Consider the following 26,510-nt stretch of genomic DNA (forward strand, 5'->3'; position numbering starts at 1 on the left):
CCGTTTCATTATCCTGTCCCGGTAACTGCTTTGTCTTCCCACAGTTCCGTCGGTTCGAAATCTCGTACCTTATATCATACCATATTTTGTCTGCATTTACATCAGGGAATTGGAGAATTTCGCTGATTGCCCATCCGGCATTTTTATAGAAACAAGCGCTATCCTGCCTGCCGGGCAAAAATTTGATGGTTCCGCCCGGTATGTAAAATAGCGCCTGTTTCCAGTTTTCAATCGTTTTCTAATTTTTCTTAATTTCCTAATCCCAGTCGCCCACATACAGGCGTGTGCCAGTCTGCCAAACTGTTGGTTCATAGATCGTCCAAATTGGATATGGATATGCTTTTCCTTGCAGAGAATCATCTATTGCGATCGTCTGATCAACGCCATTGGTGCCTGTTTTGGACGACAGGTCAGCGGCACCTGTCCTGGTAATACTAGAATAGCTGTCCTTTACAGAGCTGCTGTCCACATAAGGTGCGCCAATGATTGCGTCGCTTAGCTTTGGCAGATACCAGCATTCTTCCGGGACCGAAAGAATGCCAGCTTCCAGCTGGGCTCCTGGCCCCCACCACCAGGTATTGTTCAACTGACCAATATAGTGTCCAAGGAACATTGAGGTTCCAGCCGCTTTCACACTTCCTGTTGTGTAGCAGTTCGAAAGAACCAGTTTTGCAGAATCATATTTTCCAAATAAACCGCCTGCGATGGCATTATATGTATTCGTTCCACACGCATCCGCTGCACTGAAACTCTGTATTACCGAAATCGGACCATCCATCCACCCCACGAGGCCTCCGGCACACCTGCCGCCTGACACATTCTTTCTATCTGACAGCACTTCCGCACCACTTTCCGTATAACCGTAAGAGCGGTTCCGTCCGCCGACATAACTGTTTTCAATGCTGAATTCTTTCCCGGCAGTTCCGCCATTCTGGTTGTTTTTCAGGTATCCATACAAACCTCCGGCGGTTCCAGTTGTATCCACATACCCAGAGAAGAAGCTGTTTTCCAACTTCATCTGACCAGAGCTCTCGGCAAAGCCGACCAGACCTCCGCTAGCATCGGTTCCCTGTATCCGTGCATTTTTTCCTGAAACATATACGTGATTCATCACTAAATCACTTACTTTTGCTTCCCCGATCAAGCCTCCGGTTTTTCCTCCACTTATTTGCAGCGTCGGTGCATCTACAACTACATGGTCGAGTGTCAGACTGCCACTATTCGTGCTTCCAACCACCGCGCCTGTTGCCAGCGTTCCAGAAATCCGGGATTCTTCTCCATATATATGGATATTTTTAATCGTTAGATAGCTGTCCGCCGAAGTGCCTGCCTGCGCCACCAGCCCTGCTGTATTCTGCCCCTGACAGGAAATGTCCGGATCCTTCAGATTCAAGTTTGATATCGTCAGATGATCCGTCTTCTGAAATAAAGCCGCACCATTCCAGGCAACAGGAGTTATCTTTAAGCCTGCAATCGTATAACATTCACCCAGTTTTGCTTTTTCTTTCTCATCCACCTCCGCATCATAAGAGATAATATCCGGGTTGTTAATCGGCCAGAAACTTCCACCTTCATACTTGGAATTTCCCGGACTGTAGATCGTCATCTTTCCGTATGCATCTTTCACCTCTTTACAATACGCTTCCGTCTGTGAGGTAATCGAATCATCCTCCTGCCAGAGAATATTATCGGTCTGAATGACCCGTGTGATCTTTAAACCACCATAGCCTTCTCCGCAGAAATTCAGATTCTGCAGATGACGCCCATTGGCAACCTTAACCGTATAGGTATCCGTTCCATCATCATTGGGTTCAATTACATCGGCAAAACAACTGTTGAACTTATATGAGAGCCTTGTATTTTCTGTCGGTGGATAGCCATCCTCGCTCAATTTTACGGTAACATTTTCTCCATTTATGTAACCGCCCGGCTGATAACCTCCCCAGGTACCCAGACTACAGAAATTTCCACCCTCGCGTGATAAATCATCCAGATAGAAACGCAATTTCAACTTTTTCTCTTCCGTTATGCCTATTTCAAAACGATTTACCCTGTTTTTGTCGGCAAATCTCGTCCAACTGCCATTTGCCTCATTTTTTACACAGCTGGCAGCTTTCTCTTCCGTATCTACAAAGCAAAATTTTGATCCCATTCTCAGAGTATTTTCCTGCAAATCACCCGTATTGACTTGGAGAACATACCACATCGTTTTACCGCTCAATTCGCCGGTAATCGAAAATATCAGATGTATTCTCTGATTTTCTTCAAGCGGAGACGGAGAGACATAATCGATATACAGCCTGTTTCCAGTATGCAGCGCCTCTTCGTTCTCTTCCTTGTCCCAGTCCCCGACATGGTTATTCAGAAACCAGGAAAATCCCTTTGAAGCGTTCTGCGCAGCAAGTTTTTCCGCTACTTTCTGGATCGTCGGCATGGGATAAATCGGTATTTCTGCTTTCTTTAATTCTGGATCATACGGATATGTATTCTCGCTGTCTGCACCCGTTCCCTCAGCACCAAACAGTTCTGAAAGTTCTTCTGCGTATGCGAGCACATATTTCTCATTCACCTTACTGCACACATAACAGCCCGGATAAACTGATTTTTTGTTTGTTCCCGTACCGCTCGTCTCCGACGGCAGCATTCCATCCGTTCTATTTGCATAATCATAGAACGCAACAAACGCAGGTGCTTTCAGCGCCGGATTCTCTGTTTCATTCGCTGCCGTTCCGCTTCCATCCTCCGTTTCATCCGATTTTTCCTCAGCCGTCGGCGAATACACCGACGCCGACACATATGTATTCGCTATCTGACTGTCTGCCGGAAGCTGTGCGGCGAGACCTCCTGCGAATCCGCCGGTATATGCCGCTACATTATAACGTCCGGTAAGATTCTCAAAGGCTGCATTGGCATTTGCCCCATTCCCCGGTTTCTGGGATGTGTCAAACTTCTTGTTTGCTGTATGACCGCCGACATAACAGCTCTGAATCTGCACCGTGGGACCGCTTGCGGCGGCTGCAGTTGATGCTTTCTCAACAGTTCCGACCAGACCGCCGGCGTACATGCCTTCCACATAGAGTGCCGCTGCGCTGTCGGTCAGAGAAATTTCCCCCTTTGCCGTGCCGATCAGGCTGCCCGCCGTTCCCTTTAAAGCGCGGATCCGGTATTTGCTTTCTTCCTCCTGCTTCAGATCTGCCGCTTTTTCTGTGCTGCTTCCCAGCTTATCACGGAAATGATTCTCCGCCAGTGCATCCTGGACGGTCAGAGTGACGCCCTCAAATGTGCCCACCAACGCACCGGCAGAAGCGCCGGTCTGCTCTGCCTGTACCTGCGGATATTCAATCTGCACATTTTTAATTTTCACCGTTGCCAGATTCGTAGTTCCCCGGGAATCCGTTCCCGGCGTCACCGCACCAATCAAAGCGCCTGCACTCGCCTTCGTCCGGACCACCGGCTGGCAGATCAGCAGGTTTTTAACACTCATATCCTGTGTTACCGTTCCAAACAGTCCACCCGTCCCATCTACTGCTGTGATTGAACTTCCCGCCGTTTTTCCTACCTGCAGACCATCGATCCGGTATGTATTTCCCTGATAGTCCAGTGGATACGGCAGACTAAGCGGAAGATAGCTTCCCGCCTCCGTGATATATGCCTGTGCCGTCGGGTTCGTCCGATCTGCATTCGTTTGATCCGTCACCCGGTAGGCAATCGAGATGGTTTCCGCATTCTGATTCAAAAAATTCGAGCCAAATGCCGTATGCAGCTTCGCCACATGTCCGCAGTAACCGCTCTCGTCCGCAATATTTTCTCCCGCTTTCCAGGTCAGATCACTATTCTGCATCGCCGTAACCGTTTTGGATGTAGTCACCGCCCCAGTGTACAGCTGATCCGGATCCCAGCCTGAAACCCGCTCATCCAGATTTTCCAGATGGCGGAAGCTGCCAATCTCCGCGCTTCGGTCCGTACTGATCGATGCAAAGAGGCTGCTGCCGGATTCTATATTGCTCGTTTTAACCTGCGAAAGCGCTTCATTGTTGAAAACCTGCGCGTACACAAAGATATTTCGCCCGGAATAAAGGAGGCAAAACCTCTTTCATCCTGCTGAAATATCATATCCGTCTGTGCCGGCTGGTTGAAATCCATAAATTTGAATCCTGTACTTGTGCCCGTGCCGGCTGGCGCCGCTATGTCATCCAGAATGACCTGATACGTTCCATCCGAATTGCCCGAAGCTCCGGACACCTTCGCCACACGCGCCGAGCGGCTGGTTTCCGGGGGATTGATCTCGATGTATCCGGTTGTACCGCTCTTTTCTCCCTTTACAAACAGACTCAGTGAATGTTCATTTTTATTCGGATCCTCGATTTTTGCATATAAAATATCATCATTCACCAGTTTCACTGTCGGCGCCTCGAATTCCTCCACCGGCAGTTCCGGGACTTCCAGATTTCCTGATGCGTAATATCCGATCGGCAGTTTCTGATCTTTATAATTGGAGTTAGCTCCCGTAAACCGCTCCCGTTTTCCGGCATCAGACGCCGCCGCCAGAAGTGCCTCGCTTCCGATATCCGTCTGCACAAACTGATAACGATCCGAATACCACACCTCGCGGACCAGTCCTGCCTCCGGATCATAGAAAATAAGATAGCTCCCGTCTCCACGGACGGTCTCATCAATCGATCCAAACGGAAGAAGGCGCTGCCGGATCTCCTCGGTCACATTCGCAGATGCCAGCGCCATCTCACCGCCAGACTCTTCTTGTTCCGATTCAGGCTGCCCTGCCTGTTTTTCCGGCACATAGAGAACCCCGTAGATATTTCCCTCTTTCTCCTCCGCCAGCACTGTATTATCTACCGAAATTCCCAGCTTTGCCTGCTTTTGATCGTCTGAAAATTCCCCCTGTGCCTCCATATGGAGCAGACGCGGAATCGTCCCACTGGAGACCTCCAGTGTCAGATGATTCTGCGCCGCCAGAAAGATCTCCTTCGCCGTCTGATCCATCTCCAGACGGCGGAGCTTTCTTTGGTAATGAATCACCGCAACAAAAGAAAGACTGGCAAGAATACCGACAATCGCAATCACCGTCAAAAATTCCGCCAGTGTAAACGCCGCCCTTCTCTTCTGTTTGTTCTGTCTCTTCTGCTCCATCTGTCCTCGTTCCTCTTTTTATTGTAACTGTTCAGTACCTTCACAGTCACGCGCAGACCTGCTGAACAGTTAGTTTTTATTTTATTTCTGATCCAGATTGACTGCACGCACGGTCAGGTTAATCGGCTTTACCACCGCTTTCCGGGAAGTTCCCATCGTATCTTTTTTCCGGTAGATCGCCAGATTTTGAACCGTAAAGCATGCTGTCTCCTCCGAATAGGTATAGCCGTCAAATGCCGTATAGTATTCATCCGAAATCGCCGCCTGCGTCAGCAAGGATATCTTATTATACGCATCATCGTAAGTATAATCCCCATACCATTTTTCAATGCCCGTGCCAGACCAGTCTGTCGCACTGAAGTGCAGCCACAGGTGGCTGTTTCCACTCCGCAAAAGAGGTGTTACCAATTCTCCTGTTGCGGAAGTCCCGGCAGAATTTTTCACTTCCAGCGCATTCGCAAATTCATCGGTCATCAGCTGCGCCGTGAGCGACAGCGCCTGCTCTGCATCTGCCTGTTCCTGCGTCCTCTGGTAAACATTTTTTACCATCATCACGCCGCCTCCAAGCACCGTGCCGATCATACCGAGAATCACAATCGCCGCCAGAAGCTCCGTCAGCGTCATACCGTTCTGTGACCGGAGTTTTTTCTGACATACTGAAAAGAGCTTCCGGTGACCCTTGGATGCCGTCTGTTTCTGCTGCCTGCAATGCCTATTTCTGCATCTGCGGCATTCACATCTCTCCTGTCCCATCTCTGTCTCCTCTATCGGTATCTGTAAAGCAGCTCTTGTAAGTTTACCTCTTCCTCTTCTGCATCCGAATCAGCCTGGCTCACATACAGCACGATGGGATACTGTCCCGTCCGGTAATTCGTCTGTGTGCCTGTCTGGTAGGCATTTGACGCCAGGCTTTTCTTCATGCCGCCGGTTCCAGATGCCTCCAGCTCCAGAACATATCTGCCCGACGCCTGTTTCGCTGTCCGGTTGTTCTCCAGCTGATTGCGGCTGTCATAATAGCTCGCCATCTGCTCTTCGCCCTGCCGCAGCATCCTGCCGGACGCCAGAAATGCACTCAGAAACATCGTCATTCCCAGTGCAATCACAAGAACCGATATCAGTACCTCTGTCAGTGTCTCGCCCGTATTGGCACGCAGCTTTCTTCCAGCTGCCCATTTCATTCTACTTATCATTCTGCAGCAGCTCCTTCTCTATTGTTCCGTTCTGCCAGCGGATCGTCGTAATGATGGTCGTCGTCGTGATCGTGTAGGAATCGTCGTCGTCCGATTCGTCGTCATCGCCCCGTACTGTGACCGTCTTATGCTCGGAGCTATGTGCTGCTTCCAGCTCCAGCCGTTTCTCGCACCGCTCTTCCTTCCTGTCATCCGCCGTTACTGTATCTGAGATAACCGCCTTGATTTTATAATCATCCGCCATCCACAGACGTACACTGGTCTTTAACGGGTCAATCGTGTCCCCGGTCGTTCCGTCTTTCTTCACTGACAGGGTAAAATCTTTGTACGCCATTTCTTCCTCCGACGCATCGTCCCCGTCTGCCAGCTTCCGATACTCATTATTTCTATAAATATCCACGATCAGTGAATCGAGAATCGCGCTATTCCCACTCTCTGGGCTTGACAAACCCGAATCCGTTCCATAGAACTTCTGCCACGACGCCTCATTATCCGTGTTTTTCCAGCTGCCGACGTAGTAGCAGTAAAAATCATCCTTATCGTTTTCCTCGTCTTCCCGGCTGTCATGCACGATCACTTCCTTGATCTTGACTATATTTTCCGTCTTCTGCAGTTCATCCCGCAGAAATACCGCCGCCGAGTCCACCGCATACCGCTTCTGATCTTCTCCCGGAAGATTCCGGATCTTACCAGCCGATGCAGAGGCGGACGCCAGAATGATCGACGCGCCCACCCCGCAAAACACAAAAAACAGGAGCGCCGCCATCAAGCTGGCGCCATCCTGATTTTTCATACAGCTGAAAACCCGCTTCCAGATTTCCGGGTGTTTTTCACTGTTCTCTGCTTTTTTCATGCTTTATTCTCCCAGCGCCGCCTCTGCCGCTGTCTCAAGGTCCGAACGCTGCAGGTTCGACACATCCGCATTCGCCAGTCCCGACGGTGCCTGCGTTTCCTCCGGTTCCAGATCCAGACCTTCTTCTGATTCCGCATCGTATCGGGTCTCAAAATAAGTCAGCTGGAACGTCACTGCTACCGGGTGGATGCGGATATCCTTTAACTCTTCATCTTCCAGATCTTCATCATCTTGAATGCTCAGATCCTCGATCAGGCAGCGGTATGATCCTTCCACTACCTCATGAAGCATCGAAACAGCGTGATCAAACGAATCTGCCGTAAAAGAAATATTCATCGCACGCCGGATCTGCATCCCATCCACCTTCGGTTCCGAATACTGGAAGCTGAAATTATACGCATCTGCAAAAATGCGGTTCAGCTCTTCCGTCTCTTCCTTAAAATGATTGTAAGCCGGAACCATCGGCGCATTGGATGCCTTATTTTCCTCTATCTCCTTCTTCATCTGCTGGATCTGCTTCGACTTTACCTGCTCCATCTGGATCTGTGCCTCCAGATCCGTCGTATCCGCCGCCTGGATCCGCCTCTGCACCGGAAGATAGAATCCGGCATAGTAGCCCGCCGCGATCAATATGATTACAAACAGAAGCAGTACAATCTTCTGCGTTCTTGATAAGATATATTTCTTTAACGAATTCATTGTTTTTCTCCGTCCTCTTCTGGTACGTTAAAAAATACAGTCATCGACACGCCCACCGGTTTGGAAGCCGCAAGAACCCGCTCCTCCCCCTCTTTCTGAACCGTCTCTTCCAGAGACGCCGTCACATAGCGTGCATCCGGATCCGCCTCCGCATCGCGAACCAGCTCCGGAAAGGAGGAACCATTGGGAATTCTTCCCTCTAATGCCATCTGATCGGAGGTGATCGAAACCGTCGAAACGGCCGTCAGCGGGAAAATCTGTGATTTCAGCGAATCCAACATCTTTCTCCGGTCTGGAAGCTGTCTCTCTTCCTCATTCAGGTACCCATTTCCATAATGTGCGTATTCCGCCTGAACCTCACTGTACACCTCGTTGGACTTCTGAAGCGCCGAAAGCTGCTGCTCAGTCGCCGCATAGACTGCCTCCGCCTGGTCTGCCTTTCTCAGAAGACGCACCACGTCAAACTGCGAAAACCCATAAACTAGTCCCATAAATACGACAAACACACCCAATTCTGCCGCTATCTTTCCTTTTTTAACCTGCTTCTGATACAGATTGATGCGCCGTTTTTTCGGATACTTCGGACCGCCAATCTGCATATTCGCGATTGATTTTAAATCAGCCACCGCTCTTCCTCCTTATGCAAGTAATACACCGTATGCCTGTGGGCTGTCGATCCACTCGTCTTCCTCATCCAAAGAGACCTCCGGCAGAAGCTCCGCCACACTCCGCACCGGCAGATTAAGCGTTTCTTTCAGCGCATCAATCAATTCCCCGTATCGTGCGCCTCCGCCGCAATAATAGAGGCTGTCGATCGTATTATTCACATTGTTGAAGCTATAAAAGTTCAAAACTCGCATGACCTGGACGGCGCGGGTCCGGTACTGCTCCTCCAGCACAGCCGCCATCTTTTCTTTGTCGGTCTCCTCGCGGTTTTCTTCCTCCACCTCAATTCCCAGTTCCTGCATCTTGTTCTTATCTCCCAAACGGATCTGCTCGATCTCCTCACAGCCCGGCTCCATGGTACGGGTAATATCATAGATCCCCTGGCGAAAGAAATGGATCCGCAATGCTTGGGTTCCCAGATCGAGAATCGCATAGTCTTTCACAGTTTCCGATTTTTCTGCCCCCTCTGCGTTCTCTTTTTCTTCCTTTTTATGAGGTTCTGCATTCAGCTTTGTCTCCAAAGCCTTCTTCTCATCCGCCATTCTCTCTTCTGCATATTCCAGAATCCATTCCAGTCCCAGCACGGCCGGAACCAGACCGACCAATTTCAAGTGTGCCATCTTGGCCAGTTTTTCAAATTGCTGCGACAGCTCTTTCGTACACGCCGCACCAATCAAATCCATTTTTTCCTGATCCGCATAGATCATCGCATAATCAAAGACGTACTTATCCATCTCGTTTCCGATATAATCATGGAACTCATATGGAAGATTCAGCCGGAGCTGTTCCTCCGTCATCAGCGGCAGCTCAAAGCGCCGCACATACGCATCCTCCTGCCGGATGACAAACACGACGTTCCGGCAGCGGATCGCATACTCCTTCAACAAATCCTTTATTAAATCCGCATATTGACGCATATCGTTCCGGTCGATCCCCTCGACCCGCTCGCTGATAAATTCGCGAAGCTCGCCATTTTCCGCATATGCAATCTTGATACGGTAATGTCCAATCTCAATTCCTAAACAATTCTTCATCTCTGCACTCCCTTTAAAAGAGCCCTGTATACCATTGTGTCCATATATCTCCATACAGCAGCATACAAAAACATGCCGCCGCAATCGCCGGTCCAAACGGAATTTTCTCCCTCCGACCGATGACAGAACCTGCAATTCCCAGCACACAGCTGAGAATCAGGAAAAATAATACCTCCCAGGCGGAACGCATATACAGTCCCGTCACAAAAAAAAGTTTTACATCGCCGCCCCCCAAGCTTTCTTTTCCGGTCAGGCGGTCAAACAGCAGGGAAAGTGCCAGCATACTGACAGCCAGTCCGGCACCGGTCAGAACTCCCCGCAGCATCTGTCTTCCCGGTTCCGGTAAGCCCAGCGCCGTGCCAAAAAAGATCAGGATTCCGGCTATCTGAAGCCGGTCCGGTATGATCCACGCATGCAGATCTGTGAGTGTCAGACATAAAAGCACCATCCAGAGCAGAATTCCCCGCAGTGCCAGCACCGAGACATCGTACCGGTACATAATCAGGCAGCATGCAATTCCTGAAACAAATTCCGTCCAGAATGCCTCCGCCGGGATCTTCGCTCCGCAATAACGGCACCTGCCCCGCAGGCACAGCCGTGAAAAAAGCGGTACCAAATCCAGTACTCCCAGCACATGACCGCAGGCATCACAGTGGGATCTCCCTTTCAAAACGGACGTTCCGTTTAACATCCGCCCTGCCAGACAGTCAGTAAAACTTCCGAGCGCACAGCCAAGGATAAATGTTATGGTTAATATGTAAATCGTTAAAAATGTGGTTTGATGCAGCATCAATGGAATATCTCCTGTCCGTATCCATGTTCTGTCTGTTTGTAAATCCCCAATGTTTTATATCTTCCAAGATATGTAAAACGCTATCTTTATCTTAAAACGCCCACTTTCATTTCTTTTACTTGGCACCAAATCCCGGCTTCGGACCAAATGGATTCTGGTCGGTTCCCCCAACTTCATTTCCCTCATAGAAAGGAGCGGTCTGAAGCGGAGACGTATTCGCATATGGATTAGCCGCCGGATTTCCGATGTACACCAGAATATCTGTACACGGTGTCTTGGCTTCCATCGCCGTCTTCCGGTATTCCTGCCCCAGGTCATTTACCTTCTTTGTTCCACTTCCCTGTGCATACTCAATGTGCGCGTTCTCTCCCTCTGCCTGACAGACAATTTTTCCTTCTTTTACATTATACCGGTAATAGCGGTATTGCTTCCGCGGCTGGTTCTCGTAACGTTCCAGGCTTTCCTTGCTTCCATACAGCATCGCCACGGCCGCTGCCTTCGCCGCACGGACATTCGCCTGATTGGCTGCGATGACCGCTTTTTTCCGCTGTGCCGTAAAAATCGGAATACTGATCGCCACCAGAATCCCTACGATCGCTATCACCACCAGAAGTTCTGCCAGTGTGAAACCGTGTTGGTTCTTTTTCATTTGCTCACCCACTTTTTATCAAAATGACCTGCTGACTTTGTTTTGATTCGTGCGTTGCAGGCCACGCTTATGTATCTGACAATGAATGGATTTTTCAATCCTGAAAAATTTCTGATGTGAACATCACTTTCATTCTAAACCTTCATGCGCCTGGCAGTCAGGTGTACCACCACAAATGAAAGCTCTGGCAGGCACATTTGGCATCCTTGAATTCATGCCGCCTAATCGGCGGCAGAACTTTCATAGTAAATTGACTTTATACTGTGTGTTTACTTGTCAGAGAAGCACGTCAGGCGCCTTTAGCAAAAATGGATGGGAAAACCCCATCCATTTTCTCCACGTATGTGGTTTATTTCTTACTCCTTAGTAGAAGCATACAATTTAACTTCTGTACCGTTTGCAGTACTGTCTGAATCGCTGCTGATTTTAATAGCCACCTGTATATGCTCGTACTTAGCTTTATCGGTTGCAGAATCCATATCAGTGACTTCGCTATAGTCAGTTGTTGGTGCTGCAAAATCAGTCTTAAGAGCACCATCTTTCGTAGACGTGCCACTATCCAAATCGTACTCATAATATACAATTTTACCATCTTTATCGGCTAACGTCACATCTTCATCTGTCAAATACGCTGCTATCGCTGCTGCCTTCGCCGCTCTTAAGTTTGCCTGATTCGTAGCCTTTCTAGCCTTGCTCAGCTGTGCCGTAAATACCGGAATCGAGATTGCAACCAGAATACCTACGATCGCAACAACCACCAGCAGCTCTGCCAGTGTGAATCCTTTTTTGTTCCCACGAACTTTTTTCATTAATCCTTTCATCATAATCATTCTCCTATTTCTTTTTTATTAATGAACAGGGATTCCGCCCTGTTTCATCCTGAATCATGCACTCCGTCTACATCAGATCGTACATCGTAAAGATAGGCAGATAAATCGACACTACAATGATACCCGCAAAAATCGCAAGCACCACCAGCATCGTCGGTTCCAGCAGTGCCAGAAGCCGCTGAATTCGATAATCCGCCTCGTTGGCGTAATAATCGGCAACATTGTCCAGTGTCTCCTCGAGCTCACCGGTTTCTTCTCCGACAGAACACATATCGACCATCGTCGGCGGGAAATATTTCTTTCCCTGCAGACATTCCACCAGACTGCGTCCCCGCTCGATTCCTTCGCGCAGGGAGCGGACATCCTCGCTCAGAAGTGCATTGTCCATGACCTTCGCCGTCGTGTCAACCGCCTGATTGATCGTGATACCCGCTGCCAGAAGCACCGACATCGTATTAGCAAACTGTGCTGCGCCGTTCATCTGGTTGATCACGCCCACAAGTGGAAGGGATAACGCGATCTTTGCTTTCTGAATTCGCCCCTGCGGCGTATTGCCATAGACCTGCGAACCAATCTTCAAAAACACCAGCACCGCCAGCATCAGCAGCCACCACTTCGCGAAGAAATGGGAAGTCGCAATCAGCATCCGCGTCATCAGCGGCAGCGTACCGCCCAGATCGGTAAATACATCTGCCAGTGTCGGGATAACCTTCGCCATGACGATAATCAGGACAACCACCGCAATCGCAACGACGAACAAAGGATACGTCATCGCTCCCTTGATCTTCTCCGTCGTCTTGTAGGACTTTTCGTAAAACTTCTGAAGCCGGTCAAAGGATCGTTCCAGTGTACCGGACTGCTCGCCTGCCCGGATCGTCTCGATAAACGTGAGCGGAAAACGGTCGCTATACTTTTCCAGCGCCGACGCAACGGTACTTCCGGCAGCTACTTCCTCTGCCGCAGCCCCCATGATCTTCCGGATCCGCTTGTCCTCATTCTGAGCTGCCAGCATACGCATCGCGCGCGCCACGGTCATACCCGAATGAAGAGTGATTGCAAACTGCGAACACAGGATCGCCAGCTTCTTCGTCTTGATCCGCCTGCTTCCGATCTCCATCTCCAGGAGACTGCCGTCATCAGGTCTTTTCTTCTCTTTCTTCTGACTGATGCTCAGAAGAATCGGATAGTTTTCCCGGATTCTGGAAGCGGCTGCCGCTTCACTCTCAGCCTGGAGCACTCCCCGGACTTCTTTTCCATCCCGTCCCAGCGCTTTATATGAAAAATTCGGCATCTCTCATACCTCCAGCCACAGGATTCAGCTGTACGCCATCTGTATGTACATCGCCATCTGCATCCTTTTTATGATTATTTTAACATCTTTGTTTATTTTTGTAAATACGCTGTCAATCTTTTGAATATTTTATATAAAAGTGTGCATCTAGATTGGCTTATTTTTTGCTATTTTCTCTATACGCGCTTTGTTTTTGCCAATCTATTTTTGTATATATTTTCGCCAACACTTCTGACTTTTCTTTTCCAGACTATTTCTGGTATATAGATCATCAGAGCGGAAATGGTACGTCCCGCCTGACACTCCCAAAAGAATAGCTCCCGTTTCTTTTTATCTTCTCTCTTATTTCTCGTTCTTCTTATCCAGCATCTCTTCCATCGTATGCCATCCCAGCACCGCGCATTTGACACGCGCCGGCATATGGGAAACATCGACCAGGGCACCGGCTTCCTCGAGTTCTTCGATCTCGTTCTCGCCTGCCTCGCCCTTGATCATCCGCAGGAACAGATCCGCCAGATGGCGTGCTTCCTCTTCGGATTTTCCGATGATCAGATCCAGCATGATATCAGCGGACGCCTGGGAGATTGCGCAGCCGCTTCCCTCAAAAGCACCGTCTACCACCTGTCCATCTTCGACCTTCAACTGAAGAATGATGTCATCTCCACAGCTCGGATTGACGCCCTCTAATACCAGATTGGCATCCGGCAGCTTTTCTTTATGTAACGGATGCAGATTGTGATCCGTCAGTATTTCATTGTAAAAGGTTCTATTCTCCATATCCCATTTTCCTCCGGATTTCTTTCAGGTTCTGGACAAAACGGTCGATGTCCTCCTCCGTATTGTAGAACGCAAAGCTGGCACGCGCTGTTGCAAATACACCCAGATGTTTTAAAAGTGGCTGGGCGCAATGGTGGCCTGCGCGCACATTGACATTTGCGGCATCCAGAATCGACGCGATATCGTGCGGATGTACGCCGTCCACGGTAAAGCTGATAATTCCGTTGTGCTCTTCCGGCTTATCGCTTCCCTGGATATGAACGCCCGGAATCTGCTGCATCGCCGTCATTGCCCGTGTTGTCAGCAGCTCCTCACGCTTCCGCACCTCGTCAAATCCGACGTTCATCAGATAATCGATCGCCGCCTGTAAGCCGACCGCACCGCCGCCATTGACGGTACCGGCTTCGAATTTGTGCGGCAGCTCGGCAAAGACTGCGGATTCCCGGCTGACCGAATCGATCATCTCGCCGCCCGTCAGGAACGGCGGCATCGCATCCAGAAGGGTCTCTTTTCCGTACAGGACGCCGATTCCCATCGGTGCCATCAGCTTGTGACCGGAAAATACAAGGAAATCTGCATCCAGTGCCTGCACATCCACCGGAATATGCGGGGCGCTCTGTGCCGCATCGATGACAATGACACCGCCTTTTTCATGCACCAGTTTCGTCAGTTTCTCGACCGGATTTCTGCGGCCAAGGACATTGGAAATCTGCGGCATCGCTGCGATCTTTGTCTTTTCTGTCACCAGGGCTTCCATATCTTCATCCCGGTAGGAACCATCCGGCTGACATTCCAGATAAACGAGCTTCGCGCCTGTCTGTCTGGATACCATCTGCCACGGCAGGATATTGCTGTGGTGGTTATCAATGCTGATTAAGATCTCATCGCCTGCTTTCAGACTGGTTAAACCATAGCTGTACGCGATCAAATTCAGGCTCTCGGTGCTGTTGCGTGTAAACACGACCTCGCTCGTCTTTCCAGCATTGATAAATTCCCGCACGCGCTCTCTTGCCGCTTCATATGCCTCCGTCGCCTCGATTCCCAGCTCATAGAGCCCGCGGAGCGGATTGGCATTTTTCTTTGTATAGAAATCTTCCACTGCCTTTAATACCGCCTCCGGACGCTGTGCCGTCGCCGCATTGTCCAGATATGCGATATCCGAACCCGCAAGCAGGGGAAAATCTTTCTTGTAATCTGTCATGTTCTGTTCCTTCTTATATATTTGTTTGTATACTTGCTGCAAAAACAAACCGCAGCCAACTTACAGTTTTTTCATTTTATTATCGCTTCTGGTTCATGAACTCCTGAACCTGCTTCTGTACTGCCTCGTCTGCTACCAGCTCATTCAGCGCGTCGATTCTCGCCCGCGCTACCATGCGCTCAGCTCCTCTCTCGACAGTCCGCGGGAGCACAGATAAAACAGCGTTGCATCGTCCAGATCGCCCATCGAAGCGCCGTGATTTCCTTCGACATCTTCTTCCGCACACAGAATCAGCGGAATTGTCTGATTTACGATGTCATCGCCGAGCAGCAGCACATCCTCGCGCTCAGTTCCCTTTGCCCCGGCGCATCCCGGCACGAAATCGATCGTTCCGCGGAACAGCTTGGAGGAACCGTCCTGCAAAACGCCGGAGACTTCCATCATACTCTCTGTCTTTTTGCCGCGGTGGCGTACTGTATAGTTCATATCCAGCTTCTGGTTTACACTGGTGTAATAGCCGATCTTCGCGTCAGCTGCGCTCTTTTTTCCTTCCAGCTCGGTCAGGCAGCCCGCGTAGACCTTGCCTGCGCCCAGTTCCAGTTTCAAAAGCTCAAATGTGGCATTTTCCCCGCAGGACGCACCGATATCACTCAGGCAGGTATATCCGGCGCCGAGAAGCTGCACTTCCTGAAGCTGTACCTTTGCATTCTTTTCCGCATGGACCTTTACCTGGAACGAGGATGTTCCCTGTGCGCCCTCCCCGGAGCGGAATACGATCAGCACGTTTAAGCGGCTGTTTTCCTTTGCATCCAGGCAGAGGCGGTTCTGGTAACTGCCGTTTTTGTAATCGACGCAGAGAACCGTCCATTCTGTATTTTCATTCTGCAGCACAGCTGCCGCTTCCGCTGTCAGCCGGTAGATACTTCCCACACCGGCATTTTCTTCTGCAACAGCCGTTCCATTTACAGTGTCCGTTCTATTTGCGCCAGCCGTTCCGCATTCCGCCGCCATCACATCGTACTCGCGTCCCATGCCGGTCTGGATCTCGTCCCACTCTTTTCCGGAGATTTCTTTTTCCCAGGTCACACCTGCTGCCAAGCGCTCCGGTTTTATCAAAACACTTTCCTCCGGCCACTCAATCTGTATCTGGCTTTCGTTCATTCCCAGCCGGTTCCAGGTTCGGGTCGGAAGAATGTTTACTGTCATTTCTTTCTGTCCCATTGTTTCCTCCTGTCGTTACCATTCATGCACTTGCATGCCCCGCAGCAGAATCTGTTATTTCAAAATCCCCGCTGCAAACAGTAACCATCTATTATCCGATACTGCCTTTCATCTCAAGCTGAATCAGGTTGTTCATCTCAACCGCGTACTCAAGCGGCAGCTCCTTCGATACATCATCCGCAAATCCGCTGACGATCATTGCGCGCGCGTCCTCCTCGCTGATGCCGCGTGACATCAGATAGAAAACAGCCTCGTCGCTGATCCGTCCGATCTTTGCCTCATGGCCGACGTTCGCGTCGCGGGTCCGGATATCCATCGCCGGGACCGTATCGGAACGTGAAATATCATCCAGCATCAGGGACTGGCAGGAAACCGATGCCTTAGAACCGGATGCCTGTTTTCCAATCTGCACGCTGCTTCGGAACGTACTGATACCGCCGTCCTTGGAAATAGATTTCGTATTAACATAGGAAGAAGTCCGTTTGCCCGTGTGGACTACCTTCGCACCGGTATCGAGGTTCTGACCTTCTCCGGCAAAAGTAATGCCGGTAAATTCCATTCTTGAATCATCGCCCTTTAAGATACTCATCGGGTACAGATACGATACATGGGAACCAAAGGAACCCGATACCCACTCGATCGTGCCGCCCTCTTCCACAATCGCGCGCTTGGTGTTCAAATTGTACATATTTTTCGACCAGTTCTCGATCGTCGAATAGCGGAGTTTCGCATTTTTGCCGACGTACAGCTCGACACAGCCCGCATGCAGGTTTGCTACGTTATATTTCGGCGCAGAACAGCCCTCGATGAAATGCAGATATGCCCCCTCATCAACGATGATCAGAGTATGTTCAAACTGTCCGGCTCCCGGTGCATTGAGACGAAAATAGGACTGAAGCGGGATCGTAACCGACACACCCTTTGGCACGTACACAAAAGATCCGCCGGACCAGACCGCCCCGTGCAGCGCTGCAAATTTATGTTCCTGCGGTTTGACCAGATGCATAAAATGCGTCCGGATCATTTCCGCATATTCGCCGTGCATTGCGCTCTCCAAATCGGTGTAGACAACGCCCTGCGCCGCTACCTCCGCGCGCACGTTATGATATACTAACTCCGAGTCATACTGGGCGCCCACGCCTGCCAGTGATTTCTGCTCCGCCTGCGGGATTCCCAGACGCTCAAAGGTATCTTTGATGTCCTTCGGAACCTCCGACCATTTGGCGCTCATCTTGGATTTCGGACGGACATAGGTTACGATGTTATCCATATCCAGATCCTCGATATCCGGTCCCCAGTTCGGAACCTGCAGGGAATTGTAAATCTGTAAGGACTGCAGACGAAACTGCTGCATCCATGCTGGGTCATTTTTCTCCTTAGAAATCTTCTCAACGATCTCCGGGGTCAGACCCGCTTTTACTTTATATGCGTCATTTTCTTTGTCTTTTATATCGTAGATGCTGCGATCAATGTCATCTACATACGTTTTTTCTTTCATGTTTGATGCCTCCATATTACCCGTGCTGATTCGTTATTACTGTCGCGTTATCCTGCAGCACTTTCGATTTCAAAAATGCCTGCCTGCGAACAATAACAATTAGTTCCGGGCGTCTGCCACACCCGCCTCACGGATAAAGGATTCGTAGCCTTCCTGGTTGATCTTATCAACCAGGGAGCCGTCACCGGTTGCCACGATCTTTCCATCTACCATGATGTGCGTATAGTCAACATGCAGTGCATCGAGAATCCGGGTGCTGTGCGTGATAATAAGAAGCGCGCCGTTCTGGTTCTTCTGGTACTCTTCCACACCCTTAGAAACCAGACGGACTGCATCAACATCCAGACCAGAGTCTGTCTCATCGAGGATTGCCAGGCTCGGATTTAAGAGCATCAGCTGTAAAATCTCAGATTTTTTCTTCTCACCACCGGAAAAGCCCACGTTTAAGCTTCTCTGTGCATACGATTCATCCATCTGGAGAATGTCCATCGCCTTTTTGAGCTGTTTATGAAATTCCCAGATCTTTAAGTTCTTGCCAGTCTGCTGGCGCATCGCGCTCCGCAGGAAACTTTCCAGCGAAAGTCCCGGTACCTCCAGCGGCTCCTGGAAGGACAGGAACATACCGGCTTTGGAACGCTTGTCCGTGGACTCATGTGTGATATCCTCACCCTTAAATAAGATCTGACCGCCCGTGATCTGATATCGCGGGTTTCCCATCAGGACGTTTCCGAGCGTCGATTTGCCCGCGCCGTTCGGTCCCATCAGGACATGTACCTCTCCTGCGCCGACGCTCAAATCAACGCCGTGCAGGATCTCTTTTTCTTCTATATTTGCTTTTATCTGATTTACTTCTAACACTTTTTCTGCCATAAAGCACTCCATTTCCGGGACCGGCTGAGACATTCATGCTCGGTCTATCTGATCTGTGACAGCCGCCTCGTCACGAAAGCGGTTATCCTTCTTAGCAAACGTCCATCTCTCTGGTTCCTTTTTTCTATAATGAATCTGGCTGTTCAGACGGTCAGATTACCCTATGGCTATTATAGGTATTTATTTCCGGATTGTAAACCCTCATTTTTCACAAAACAAGAAAGATTCTTATTATATTATTGAGACTTTTTCTCGTTTATTATTGAGTCAGCATCATCCACCCCCAATACACAACCCCTAATCCCCACGAACTCAGAATCCCATACAGGATCACCGGACCCGCGATTGTAAATATTTTGCATCCGACACCAAACACCTGTCCTTCCGCCTTGTATTCCAGCGCCGGGGATGCAACTGAATTGGCGAATCCGGTGATCGGAACCAGCACACCAGCTCCAAAAACACGAGCCAGCCTCTGGAATACATTTGCCCCTGTCAGGATAACGCTGAGCAGAATCAGTCCCAGCATCGTCCAGAGCGCCGCCGTTTTCTCCTCCATGCCTGTCTGAACCAGACAATTTGTGCTGATCTGCGCCGCCAGGCAGATCAGCCCGCCGGAAATGCCCGCCATCAACACATTTTTCCATGTACTGTGGACGGGCGTAATCGATTTGACATATGCTTCATATTGATCTTTTCTGGCTTCCATGGTTTCTCCTCTCTTCTACTGTCTTCCAATTCCATGTAAGAAATAATACAGCGAACCCGCACATTTCCCCGCCGCAATCGCGAGAAGGAGATATGGCAGCCCCACTGCCAGACGCAGGCGGCGGCTCAGCACCGGCAGGGCTTTCAATGTCTCTGCCAGCGACATGACGAGGCAGCCCACAAAAATACCACAGGAAAGTCCCGCAGCCGCTAGAAGCAGCTGTCCGGAGACATTTCCAAGCATCACCAGAAATCCAGCACCAGCTCCCGTTCTGCCACCGCCTTCTGCTGCCTTCTGCCACAACTCTACCTCCGGCATTGCCGCTGGCCACGCTATTCTCAGAAAACTCCCGGTCAGCTGTTTCACTTTCTCTGTAAATAAATCCACCACATTTCCAAACAATCCTCCCAGCGCGATAATCGTCTCATACAAGAAGATTTTCCCCTTCGACGCCGTCGCCGTCTTTCCAATCAGGCGCGGATAAACGCCGATGACCACCAGAAAGGCGTAGACTCCTGCTGCCACCGTGCTTCCCGCCGCCAGCCCCGCCAGCAAAAGCAGCGCTTCTTTAAGAAACATCGATGTCATCCTCCTTCCGCTCCTCGTTCTGAATCAGCGTTTTATTGACATTTTCCTCATACAGGCGCATTTCTACCTCCAGCGGCGTCGGATCGAGACTGAATTTCCACGAAGTAAAATGGTTAAAAAACAGCAAAATCCCCACCGGAAGCCCGATCGAATAACCGACCTCCAACGCCGTTGTTCCGTCCGACGCCTGCCCCGTCGTGATCTCATATATTTTCCTGAATACATCCAGCACGTTTGCATCGTTGTTGAATGTCATGATCGCAAATGCCGCCCCGAAAAAGCAAATCAGGCAGACGAACAGCGTCTTGCACCACTGCCAGACAAGCGCCTGACGGCGCGGCGGCTGATAATGAATGACATAGTCCGTCTCCCCCAGATTCTGCACCGATGTCCCCGGAATTTCCCGTTCAATCTGCTGGATAATCTCCATGACGTTTCCAATCAGACGGCTTTCGCGCTGTTTCCCGCCGCCGCGGATCCTCTTCACGATCATCGCACGACAGCGGCTTTCCACGCTTTTTTCACTGCAATAAACTTCTCCCAGGCTTGCAAGCGGTACATTTTTCTCATGTACCTGCGTGATCTGGCTGAGTTTCAGATAGACCGTCTGTGTCATAATGCTGCCTTCTCCGTCTGTGCCTCCGGTCTCAAAAATGCCTCCGCGCTGTCCCCGGAATGCTGTACGAAGGTTCCGTCAATGTAGACGCTGTCCCGCCCCACTGCCATCAGACAGAGACAGAGCGCTGCCACAATCAGAATCATGCATCCGACCCAGATACAGATTCCCATCTTTTTTTTCATTGTCACTTTCACATTTCCCGTCATTTTTTTCCATCCTTCCTGTGTATTCTGGAAACTCCAAAAGTTCCTGTATCCAGTAGTATGGCTGTCTTTCAATGGAGTATGCACATTCATATATTCTGAATTATGAGCCTGTCTTTTTTTCTCATGTTTCTTCCAGCTTTGCGCGCATCTGCCCTAATATTTTCCGCTCGATCCGCGACACCTGTACTTGTGAAATGCCGAGCTGCGCCGCGATCTGAGTCTGTGTCTGATCATAAAAATAGTGCCGCACAATGATCTCCCGCTGCCGTCCATTGAGCATTTTCAGCAAATCTCCCAAAAGCATCCGGTCAAGCAGAACCTCATTCTCCGCTGTCTCCCCAGCAATCCGGTCCTGAAGCAGAAGACCAGTTTCTTCCCCGGCGCTGGCTGGTGCAGAGAGCGATTCAACCGGACTGTCCGCCGCCATCGATGCGGCAGCTTCCTCACAGCTCACTCCAATCTGCGCCGCCAGCTCTTCCAGCGTCGGCTCCCGCCCAAGCGCCGTGCAGAGCGCTTCCCGCGCTGCCCGGAGCCGCTGGTTTTGCTCTTTGATGGAACGGCTGACCTTGATGATCCCGTCATCCCGGAGAAAACGTTTGATCTCCCCCGCAATCATCGGCACCGCATACGTCGAAAAACGCACCTCATATGATAGGTCAAACTTATCAATCGCCTTCAACAGCCCGATACTTCCGATCTGAAATAAGTCCTCCGTCTCACACCCCCGCCCCGCAAAGCGGCGGACGATGCTCCATACAAGTCCCAGATTGTCCTTTACCAGCGCCTCCCGCGCCGTCTTATCGCCCTGGTGTGCCCGTTTGATCTGCTCGATGGTTTTATCCATAGGACTCTGCCGTTTCTTTTTCTTCCTGCTCTTTATTCATATATCCCCTTCCAATTTGCTTTTTCATCGTCACACACGTTCCGCAGCCCACCTTGGACTCCACCTCAACCTCATCCATAAACGCTTCCATAAACGAAAAGCCCATCCCTGAGCGCTCGCCGGTCGTGTCTGTCGTATACATCGGCTCCATCGCCTTTTCCACATCCAGGATTCCTTTTCCCTCATCCCGGACCGAAATTATCAGTTCTTCTCCCTCAATCCGCGCTTCTATGTAAATAATTCCGATTTCATCGCTATACCCATGAATCACCGCATTTGTCACCGCCTCCGAGACCGCCGTTTTCACATCCTCCAGCTCCTCCATCGTCGGATTCATCCGACTCATGAAGACTGCCGCTGTGACACGGGCAAACTCCTCGTTCGATGAATGGCTGTCTATCTCCAGGTGCATCCACGTGCCATTCTTCTCTGCTTGTCTCTGTTCATTCTGTTTAAATTTTCTGTATTCTTCTGAATCTTTTATTTTTTTAAGTTTTCCTTTCACTTCCGTTTCTGATACAGATATATCATCCGCATACATATTCATCTCTCCTTTAATGTCTCCCATCCAGTGCCTCCTCTCTCGTCCGGTACGACTGCACCAGACGATACACGCCGCCGATCCGCAAAATCCGGCGCATCCGCTCGCCTGCCCCGTACACCGCCACCGTGCCGCTGCTGCCCTCCATCTGCTTATACCGGTTGAGAATTACACCGATCCCGGAACTATCCATAAATTCCGTCCCCGAAAAATCAAAAATAATCCGGTTAATATAATTTTCCGCCAGAAGCAGGTCTGTTTCATATTTGAGTGTCAGGCAGTTATGATGATCTACCTCCTTCGGCAGATGAATCACCAGCGCCGAATCGATCGCTTCGTATGTAAACATATTTCGTTCCATATCAGGATTCCCCCTTTTTCGATTTTTTATGCGACATGTTTCTGCTTCGCGCGAGTGCGCATCATTGGCACGTTAGTGCCTTTTTGTGTAATAGGGAATTCCAAGGAATTTCCTATTACACAAAAAAGCACCGTAAAGTTTTTATCTTTACAGTGCTTTTCTTCTTAATTATCTGCCGTATTATATTTGTACTTACTGCGCCGCTTGCGTCTCCGCTCCGCTGCCTGCTGCCGTTTCATCCGCCGCAGTCTCTCCCTGACTGATGATGGACTGACCTGGAACTGCAGCCTGCTGGTTATCCGGCGCAAGCTCGGCGAGCTGCTGTCTTGCCTTGTCCGCCTGCTCGGAATCCGCATACTGGGTCACAATCTGCGTAAACATTTCGACCGCCTTGTCTGTCTCGCCCTGTGCCCGGTAAATCATACCCATGCTGAAGATAACCTTCGGGTTTGCCGGACGGATCGCCAGACAGGTCTGGTAATCTGCCAGTGCTTCCGCCATACGGCCTGCCGACCACATCGTGTATGCCAGATCCTCCAGCGTCTGGTAGCCATTTGTCTCGATGTCCTGCTTTACCCCGTTGGCAATGGAAACGACCGTCTCGTCCGTAAATAACGACGGATCAAAGCCCTCATAATAGGTAACCGCCTCTGCCAGGTTATTGTTGCGGTATGCCTGCAGCATTTTGACGAGCTTCGCATACTGGTTCAGAACGCTGTCATTGCTGTTGAGCATCGTATCCAGCTTGTTCTCCGCCTCTTCTTTGTCCTTTTTCGAAGTCTCAATGCTCTCATTTAAACTGTCAATCTCTTCATTTTTCTGATTGAGCTGCTCGTTGTACTGGAGCATTTCCTGCGTATGTGCATTATTTGCCTGCTTAATCTTGGCTGGCATCACCAGGAAAAAGATAACTGCCGCGCCCAAAAGCAGTCCCGCGCCGATATTGAGCACCGACTGCAGTCCCGTATTCTCCTTGTACGTCGGCGGCATAATGACATCATCATCCTGCATCTGGCGGTGGGAAAATGCGTTTTTCAGCTTTCTCCGCTCGATATCCGCCTTGCCGGTATGTTCCTTAACAATCTCCATATACCAGTTCGCCTTGGGATTGTTTTTATCAATCTTGAGTACCTTATACAGGGATTTGCCCGCTTTCGTATAATCCTCATGACTAATATGCAAAAGAGCCAATAGAAGATGCGCTTTTACAAATCTCGGATTAGCTTCTACAACTCTTGTAAGCTGTAAGGTCGCCAGATCGTCGCTTCCGGTCTGCGCCTGCAGAAGCGCCTGATTATATTTCTGAATCGTCGCGCTCGCCTGATCCAGACGATCCTGTTTACGCTGAATCTGGTCTAAATAATAATCAGCCCGGTTATCCTGCTCCTTAAAGTTCATGCTGATAACCCACTGCACCAGCGCCTCCGACACCTCACCCATCTCATAATAGATAAGTCCGAGAAGATTTCTGGCATCAATATGATACTTGTTCAGGTTCAGGCATTTTTTCAGATACTCGACCGCCCCTGTTAAATCCCGTCTCTTTGCCCGTTCCAGTCCGGCATTGTAAAAGCTGTTGGAAATCAGGCGAATTTTTCTTGTTCGATCCATCATGTCCGCCTATTCCTTCATATGTTTTAAAAGTTCCATCATAATATCCGACATATCTGTCAGGTCACTCTTCACGATCGCCTCGCCGACCTCCTCGACCTCCAGACTCGGTTTAAAATGTTCGATTTCTTCTTCGAAATTGATTGTCATTCCTTCGCCACTCATGTTTTTCCTCCAGAGTTTCTTCCTTTATTACATGGATATACATTCCCGCTAATCTTACACCATTCTGGCGGTGCTGTCAAATCCAGTTCGGGAAATCTTTTTCTCCAGCTCTCCGATTAAATACAAAGAACCCACACAGAAGCAGGTATCCTCCGGACGTTTTTCCTGAACCAGTGTCTGATAAGCTGTTTTTACATCTGGTACACTTTGAACCTCACAGCCATCTGCCACCCGGTGTGCTGCTTTTTCCATCGCCTCCATCGAAAGTGCCCGCGATGTATATAAATGAGTCAGCACCAATCGATCCGGCTTCAGTTTCCGCATCAGTGTTTCCAGCATCGATTCATAATTTTTATCTGAAACGGCTGCAAACAGCAGAAAAATCCGACCATCTTTCCCGGACTCTTCTCTTCTGCGCGCTGCCACCTCTGCCGCCGCGCCCACAAACGCACGGATTCCGCCCTCATTGTGAGCGCCATCCAGATAAACTCCGTCCTGGATCTCCTCCATGCGTCCGTGCCATACCGCATTCCGGATGCCCGCTGCCGCTGTCTCCCCGTCCACTGCAAGAAGCCGTGCCGCCTGGTAAGCGATGCAGGCGTTGACCGCCTGATATTCCGCTTCGAAGGGAATAAACAGACGCTGGCTTTTCTCTTTTATCATCAGAATCATCCCGCCATGTTCCCGCCGAAGATCCGTATACACTGCCGGGCTGATCGGATATGCCGGACAGGAAAGTTCCGCCGCCCGATTTCTGATAACAGCCGAAGCCGCCGCATCCGTATCATCGTACACCACCGGCATATTTTTTTTCAGAATTCCCGCCTTTTCGCCCGCGATCTGTGTCACCGTGCCGCCCAGGTATTCCATATGGTCAAGGCTGATCGAAGTGATAACCGTAAGCGCTGGATGCTCGATGCAGTTCGTTGCATCCAGCCGTCCGCCAAGCCCCGTTTCCAGAATCACATACTCCGGCTTTTTCCGGCGCACCATCCACATGAACATCAAAAACAGATATTCAAAATACGTCGGATGCCCCAGTCCTTCCTGCTCAAAATGAACATATGATGCCTTAACCGCCTCAAATGCCTCCAGGAACAGTGCATCGTCTGCTTCCTGTCCATCAAAAGAAAAACGCTCCGTCACGCGTACCAGATGAGGAGACGTAAACCGCGCCGTCCGCTTCCCGGCTTTCTGCAAAACCGCATCGAGAAACGAGCAGACCGACCCTTTCCCATTCGTTCCGGCCACATGTACGATTCTTTCCTCCTGCGGCAATGCATTCAGGTATGAAAGCATCCTGCGAAGCCCCTCCGCCGTATGTTTTTCACTGGTAAATTTCGGTATCTCATTCAGATATGCATCTGCCGCTTCTACCGTCCATTCTTCTTGTCTCATGGCATGAAATATCCTTTCCTGGCAAACGGAAGCGGCAGTACGAACTCTGCCGTCTGCCGCCTTGTCTTTTGTATGTTATTATTTTATATCATTTGCGGAGATCGTGCAAGTGGTTATATAGAATAAAGGCTGTACCGTTACTGTTCACAGATAGGAATTTTCTGAACTGAAATTTCCGTACGACACAGTTCTGATTGCAGATTTTGCCAATTTAAAATGTGAAGCATCGGCAAATTCCAAGGTATTTCTTATTATGCAAGAAACCCCTCTTGATAATCAAGAGGGGTTCCACTCATCAGCTCCCTGCCGGACTTGAACCGGCGACCTACGCATTACGAAAGAGGAATTTCTTTTTCTCCACATTTTTCTAAATCAGAGAAAGCCTTGATTTATAAGGCTTTCTCGACTTTCTATTTTCTCTGTTTTTATCTACTTTTATCTATTGTTTTCTCTCTTTGGTCGACAAATGGTCGACAGAAGCGACCAACAATAAAAATGTAAAAGTCAAAAAATCACTGTTCACCTGTGTTCAAATATTCAATCAGCTTTTCTAAATTAATCAGAAATCTTCTTCCGGCTTTAATATGCACGATTTTACCTTCTAAACACAATGTTCGAATTCTACTGTATGAAATGCCAGTTTTTTCGGCAGCTTCTTTTATTGTAATCATGGTTGGAATCGTCATTTCCGTTACCCCCTTAATCATTT

The 26,510-nt window shown here is 49.7% G+C and carries 28 protein-coding genes; all 28 read right to left on the reverse strand.

From position 1 onward, the window contains the following. Positions 1-256 precede the first annotated feature (256 nt). The 28 genes from DWX91_RS11245 to DWX91_RS11375 all read right to left on the reverse strand — a co-directional run bounded on the left by DWX91_RS11245 (position 257) and on the right by DWX91_RS11375 (position 26,487). Positions 257-4,054 (reverse strand): hypothetical protein, encoded by a 3,798-nt coding sequence (locus tag DWX91_RS11245; protein WP_118538888.1) that lies wholly within the window; start codon positions 4,052-4,054, stop codon positions 257-259. Beyond that, on the reverse strand, positions 3,997-5,148 hold the full coding sequence (locus DWX91_RS11250) for a type II secretion system protein (RefSeq protein ID WP_118538890.1): 1,152 nt from the start codon (positions 5,146-5,148) through the stop codon (positions 3,997-3,999). The genes DWX91_RS11245 and DWX91_RS11250 overlap by 58 nt, the downstream gene beginning before the upstream one ends. An 81-nt stretch (positions 5,149-5,229) precedes the next feature. Then, positions 5,230-5,901, reverse strand: coding sequence for a type II secretion system protein J (locus DWX91_RS11255; RefSeq protein WP_117795685.1), 672 nt, complete (start codon positions 5,899-5,901; stop codon positions 5,230-5,232). 11 nt (positions 5,902-5,912) lie between these two features. Then, positions 5,913-6,338 (reverse strand): hypothetical protein, encoded by a 426-nt coding sequence (locus DWX91_RS11260; RefSeq protein ID WP_147341923.1) that lies wholly within the window; start codon positions 6,336-6,338, stop codon positions 5,913-5,915. Continuing rightward, the gene (locus DWX91_RS11265) at positions 6,328-7,191 is read right to left on the reverse strand and encodes a hypothetical protein (protein ID WP_117795689.1); all 864 of its coding nucleotides are present in this window, start codon (positions 7,189-7,191) and stop codon (positions 6,328-6,330) included. Before DWX91_RS11265 ends, DWX91_RS11260 begins: the two co-directional genes overlap by 11 nt. Positions 7,192-7,194: 3 nt before the next feature. Next, the gene (locus DWX91_RS11270) at positions 7,195-7,890 is read right to left on the reverse strand and encodes a hypothetical protein (protein ID WP_118472854.1); all 696 of its coding nucleotides are present in this window, start codon (positions 7,888-7,890) and stop codon (positions 7,195-7,197) included. Then, complete coding sequence (locus DWX91_RS11275; RefSeq protein ID WP_118472855.1) at positions 7,887-8,516, reverse strand: hypothetical protein; 630 nt, start codon at positions 8,514-8,516, stop codon at positions 7,887-7,889. The genes DWX91_RS11270 and DWX91_RS11275 overlap by 4 nt, the downstream gene beginning before the upstream one ends. Before the next feature lie 12 nt (positions 8,517-8,528). Beyond that, positions 8,529-9,590 (reverse strand): pilus assembly protein PilM, encoded by a 1,062-nt coding sequence (locus DWX91_RS11280; RefSeq protein WP_182431324.1) that lies wholly within the window; start codon positions 9,588-9,590, stop codon positions 8,529-8,531. 13 nt (positions 9,591-9,603) lie between these two features. After that, on the reverse strand, positions 9,604-10,380 hold the full coding sequence (locus DWX91_RS11285; protein ID WP_118538892.1) for a prepilin peptidase: 777 nt from the start codon (positions 10,378-10,380) through the stop codon (positions 9,604-9,606). 118 nt (positions 10,381-10,498) lie between these two features. After that, positions 10,499-11,032, reverse strand: coding sequence for a pilin (locus DWX91_RS11290; protein WP_118293240.1), 534 nt, complete (start codon positions 11,030-11,032; stop codon positions 10,499-10,501). Between the two features lie 356 nt (positions 11,033-11,388). Beyond that, positions 11,389-11,856: a type II secretion system protein gene (locus DWX91_RS18180; RefSeq protein ID WP_270497524.1), complete on the reverse strand. Its 468-nt coding sequence runs from the start codon at positions 11,854-11,856 to the stop codon at positions 11,389-11,391. A 73-nt stretch (positions 11,857-11,929) separates the two neighbouring features. Then, on the reverse strand, positions 11,930-13,153 hold the full coding sequence (locus DWX91_RS11300) for a type II secretion system F family protein (protein ID WP_118472859.1): 1,224 nt from the start codon (positions 13,151-13,153) through the stop codon (positions 11,930-11,932). Positions 13,154-13,495: 342 nt separating this feature from the next. Then, positions 13,496-13,930 (reverse strand): Fe-S cluster assembly sulfur transfer protein SufU, encoded by a 435-nt coding sequence (gene sufU, locus DWX91_RS11305; protein WP_118472860.1) that lies wholly within the window; start codon positions 13,928-13,930, stop codon positions 13,496-13,498. Further along, positions 13,920-15,131, reverse strand: coding sequence for an aminotransferase class V-fold PLP-dependent enzyme (locus DWX91_RS11310; RefSeq protein WP_107000052.1), 1,212 nt, complete (start codon positions 15,129-15,131; stop codon positions 13,920-13,922). Before DWX91_RS11310 ends, sufU begins: the two co-directional genes overlap by 11 nt. Before the next feature lie 168 nt (positions 15,132-15,299). Continuing rightward, the gene (locus DWX91_RS11315; protein ID WP_118538894.1) at positions 15,300-16,352 is read right to left on the reverse strand and encodes a SufB/SufD family protein; all 1,053 of its coding nucleotides are present in this window, start codon (positions 16,350-16,352) and stop codon (positions 15,300-15,302) included. Between the two features lie 91 nt (positions 16,353-16,443). Further along, positions 16,444-17,850 (reverse strand): Fe-S cluster assembly protein SufB, encoded by a 1,407-nt coding sequence (gene sufB, locus DWX91_RS11320; protein ID WP_118472862.1) that lies wholly within the window; start codon positions 17,848-17,850, stop codon positions 16,444-16,446. 99 nt (positions 17,851-17,949) lie between these two features. Further along, positions 17,950-18,720 carry a Fe-S cluster assembly ATPase SufC gene (sufC, locus tag DWX91_RS11325; protein WP_107000429.1) on the reverse strand — a complete coding sequence of 257 codons (771 nt, stop codon included), beginning with the start codon at positions 18,718-18,720 and terminating at the stop codon, positions 17,950-17,952. Between the two features lie 259 nt (positions 18,721-18,979). Next, the gene (locus DWX91_RS11330; RefSeq protein WP_118472863.1) at positions 18,980-19,429 is read right to left on the reverse strand and encodes a SpoVA/SpoVAEb family sporulation membrane protein; all 450 of its coding nucleotides are present in this window, start codon (positions 19,427-19,429) and stop codon (positions 18,980-18,982) included. Between the two features lie 15 nt (positions 19,430-19,444). Then, a complete protein-coding gene (locus DWX91_RS11335; RefSeq protein ID WP_118472864.1) occupies positions 19,445-20,008 on the reverse strand; it encodes a stage V sporulation protein AB in 564 nt (187 codons plus the stop codon). Continuing rightward, positions 19,998-20,633 carry a stage V sporulation protein AA gene (locus DWX91_RS11340; protein WP_118472865.1) on the reverse strand — a complete coding sequence of 212 codons (636 nt, stop codon included), beginning with the start codon at positions 20,631-20,633 and terminating at the stop codon, positions 19,998-20,000. The genes DWX91_RS11335 and DWX91_RS11340 overlap by 11 nt, the downstream gene beginning before the upstream one ends. Beyond that, entirely contained in the window at positions 20,630-20,842 is a 213-nt protein-coding gene (locus tag DWX91_RS11345; protein WP_022358678.1) for a hypothetical protein, read from the reverse strand. The genes DWX91_RS11340 and DWX91_RS11345 overlap by 4 nt, the downstream gene beginning before the upstream one ends. A gap of 121 nt (positions 20,843-20,963) precedes the next feature. Next, positions 20,964-21,686, reverse strand: coding sequence for a SigB/SigF/SigG family RNA polymerase sigma factor (locus DWX91_RS11350; RefSeq protein WP_118468787.1), 723 nt, complete (start codon positions 21,684-21,686; stop codon positions 20,964-20,966). Further along, a complete protein-coding gene (gene spoIIAB, locus DWX91_RS11355) occupies positions 21,679-22,137 on the reverse strand; it encodes an anti-sigma F factor (RefSeq protein ID WP_182429178.1) in 459 nt (152 codons plus the stop codon). Before spoIIAB ends, DWX91_RS11350 begins: the two co-directional genes overlap by 8 nt. A gap of 142 nt (positions 22,138-22,279) precedes the next feature. Then, positions 22,280-22,627 (reverse strand): anti-sigma factor antagonist, encoded by a 348-nt coding sequence (locus DWX91_RS11360; RefSeq protein ID WP_022358681.1) that lies wholly within the window; start codon positions 22,625-22,627, stop codon positions 22,280-22,282. A 192-nt stretch (positions 22,628-22,819) separates the two neighbouring features. Further along, positions 22,820-24,241: a tetratricopeptide repeat protein gene (locus tag DWX91_RS11365; RefSeq protein ID WP_233430161.1), complete on the reverse strand. Its 1,422-nt coding sequence runs from the start codon at positions 24,239-24,241 to the stop codon at positions 22,820-22,822. Between the two features lie 6 nt (positions 24,242-24,247). Further along, positions 24,248-24,403, reverse strand: coding sequence for a hypothetical protein (locus tag DWX91_RS16665; RefSeq protein ID WP_022358683.1), 156 nt, complete (start codon positions 24,401-24,403; stop codon positions 24,248-24,250). A gap of 54 nt (positions 24,404-24,457) precedes the next feature. Further along, positions 24,458-25,801 carry a bifunctional folylpolyglutamate synthase/dihydrofolate synthase gene (locus tag DWX91_RS11370; protein WP_118472866.1) on the reverse strand — a complete coding sequence of 448 codons (1,344 nt, stop codon included), beginning with the start codon at positions 25,799-25,801 and terminating at the stop codon, positions 24,458-24,460. Between the two features lie 512 nt (positions 25,802-26,313). Further along, positions 26,314-26,487 (reverse strand): helix-turn-helix domain-containing protein, encoded by a 174-nt coding sequence (locus tag DWX91_RS11375; protein WP_118482555.1) that lies wholly within the window; start codon positions 26,485-26,487, stop codon positions 26,314-26,316. Between the last annotated feature and the right edge of the window lie 23 nt (positions 26,488-26,510).

This window comes from Clostridium sp. AF22-10, from assembly GCF_003478725.1.
Taxonomy (GTDB): Bacteria; Bacillota; Clostridia; order Lachnospirales; family Lachnospiraceae; genus Otoolea; species Otoolea fessa.